The sequence below is a fragment of the Streptomyces sp. NPDC087420 genome (assembly GCF_044744165.1).
In the GTDB taxonomy this organism is placed as follows: Bacteria; Actinomycetota; Actinomycetes; order Streptomycetales; family Streptomycetaceae; genus Streptomyces.
Map to the genome: position 1 here is coordinate 1 of NZ_JBIUXU010000040.1, position 2,618 is coordinate 2,618.

A 2,618-nucleotide genomic window follows, 5' to 3' on the forward strand; every position below is an offset into this window, starting at 1 on the left:
CGAACACGCCGTGTCCACCGTCACCGCAGGCCCCTCCAGACCAAGGAAATACGCCAACCGACCAGACGTAACACTGCCACTGGTACCGGTAAGCAGCAGCCCGTCAACCTCCGCCGAACCCTCGTGCATCGGTGGCCCGTATTCCTGGAACAGTGCGCCGATGAATACGCCCGTGTCACTGCCGTGCAGCGAACCAGGCTCGATCCCGGCGTCCTCCAACGTCTCCCACGCGGTCTCCAGCAGCAACCGTTGCTGCGGATGCATCGCCAGCGCCTCGCGCGGCGAAATCCCGAAGAATCCGGCGTCGAACTCCCCCGCGTTGTCGAGGAAGTAGCCCTTGTCGACGTAGCTCCTGCCTGTTCGTCCTGGGTCCGTGTCGAAGAGGTTGTCCAAGTCCCAGCCACGGTCTCGCGGCAGCCCGCCAACAGCATCCCGCCCCGATTGCACGAGGTCCCACAAACCGCCTGGTGAAAAAACACCACCGGGATATCGGCACCCCATGCCGACGATGGCGACCGGCTCGTCGTCCGCTGCAGAGGCGGGCGCCGCAGTCGCCGGAGTGACGACCTGGGGGCTCCCGCCCAGCAGTTCCTCGCGCAGGAGCACAGCCAGTGTGGACGGGGTCGGGTGGTCGAACACCACGGTGGCCGACAGCCGCAGTCCGGTAACTTCGTTGAGCCGCTTACGGAGCTCCACTGCGGCCAGCGAGTCGAGACCGAGTTCCCTGAACGCAACGGCCGGCTGTACGGAGCCGGCGTCGGCATGGCCAAGCACGGTGGCGGTGTGGGAGCGCACCAGGTCGAGCAGCTCACGGTCGACGTCCTCGGCCGGCCGGCCAGCCAGCCGTTCGGCCAGCGTCGAGCCGGTCGCCGTAACCGCGGCCGCCGCGCGCCGCGTCCGGACCAGCCCACGCAGCACCTCCGGCAGGCTCGCCTCCGTGGCCCGCGCGCGCAGCCGGTTCAGGTCGAGCGCGGCCGGTGTCGCGGTAACCTCACCGCCGGCGATCGCCGCGTCAAACAGCGCGACGCCTTCGTCCGACGGCAGCGGTTTCAGCCCGGTGCGTGCCATTCGAGCGATGTCCGCGTTGTCCAGGTCACCGGTCAGTTCGCTGCGTTCGCTCCAGAAACCCCACGCGAGCGAGGTCGCCGACAGTCCGGTGGCGCGGCGGTGCTGGGCAAGCGCGTCGAGGAACACGTTCGCGGCGGCGTAGTTTCCCTGGCCCGCGTTGCCTATCGTGCCCATGATCGAGGAGAACAGCACGAACGCGGACAGCCCGAGGTCCCTGGTCAGGTCATGCAGGTTCCACGCCGCGTCCAGCTTAGGCGCCAGCACGGCGTCAAGCCTTTCCGGCGTCATCCCGGAGATCAGCCCGTCATTCAGGGTTCCCGCGGCGTGAACCACACTGGTGAGCGGCTGGTTTGCCGGAATTCCGGCGAGCAGTGCGGAAAGCGCGGCCCTGTCGGCCACGTCGCACGCAGCAACCCTCACCTCGGCGCCCAGCCCGGACAGCTCGGCGACCAGGCCTGCGGCTCCAGGAGCGTCCGGCCCACGCCGAGAGACCAGCAACAGTTGCCGCACCCCGTGCTTCGTGACCAAGTGCCGGGCGAACAGCCTGCCGAGTGTTCCCGTACCGCCGGTGATCAGCACAGTGCCGTTGGTGTCCCACCGTGACAGCGACTCCGGCCCGCTCTGCCCCTCGAAGTCCGACCGCCATTGCACACTCTCCGGTTCCCGCAGTCGGTCCTTGGTACTCGCCCTGGCCAGCCGCGGCACCACGACATGTCCGTCACGCAACGCGAACTGGGTGGCGTCACCCGCCAACGAGGATGGCAGCGCGGCCAGCGAGCGATCATCGTCGTCCACATCGATCAGGATCAGCCGACCAGGATTCTCGTTCTGAGCGGAGCGGAGCAACCCCCAGAGGGGTGCGACGGAAAGGTCCGGTGCGGGCTCGCCGTATCCGGTCATCACCGCACGCCGGGTCACCACGACCAGCCGTGCATCCGCGAACCGGTCGTCGGACACCCATGCCTGAACCAGATCGAGCGCACCGTACAGCGTCGCGCGGGCGGCTCCCGGGACGTCTGGCGCGTCGTCACCTTCGATGCACACGACCACGTCGGGCGAGTCGCCGGGTATCGCGGACAGCTCGGTGAACTCTTGCCAGTCGACGCCGGTTTCCGTCGCCGAGCGCAGGCCGAACGGGTCGTGGCCGAGCTGCGAGAGTGCGGTGGGCGGTACTGCTTCTGCCGACGGCGCGGGTATCCATTCCAAGGACAGCAGGAAGTCTCGGTTCACCGCCGGAGCGGCGAGGTCGGCAAGGTCGGCCGGCAGCATGGCCAGCGACGCCACCTCGGCCACCGGCTTGCCCGCACCGTCCGCCGCGCGCAACCGTAGTGCGTTGTCCCCCACGGTCGTCACCGATATCCGCAGCGCGGAGGCGCCGGAAGCGTGCAGCGTTGCGCCTTCCCAGGAATACGGCAGTCGTATCCGGCCGTCATTCGGCAGGATCTGACTCATCAGTGCGGCGTGGAGTGTGGCGTCGAGCAGTGCGGGGTGGATGTTGTAGGTGTCGGGGTCGGTGGGAAGGTCGATCTCCGCGTAGATGTGGTCGTTGT

The 2,618-nt window shown here is 68.3% G+C and carries 1 protein-coding gene; it reads right to left on the minus strand.

Annotated elements, in window-relative coordinates; genetic code table 11:
* Positions 1-2,618: SDR family NAD(P)-dependent oxidoreductase (locus ACIO1C_RS35915; protein ID WP_401872025.1), on the minus strand; the 2,618-nt coding region annotated here is incomplete at both ends.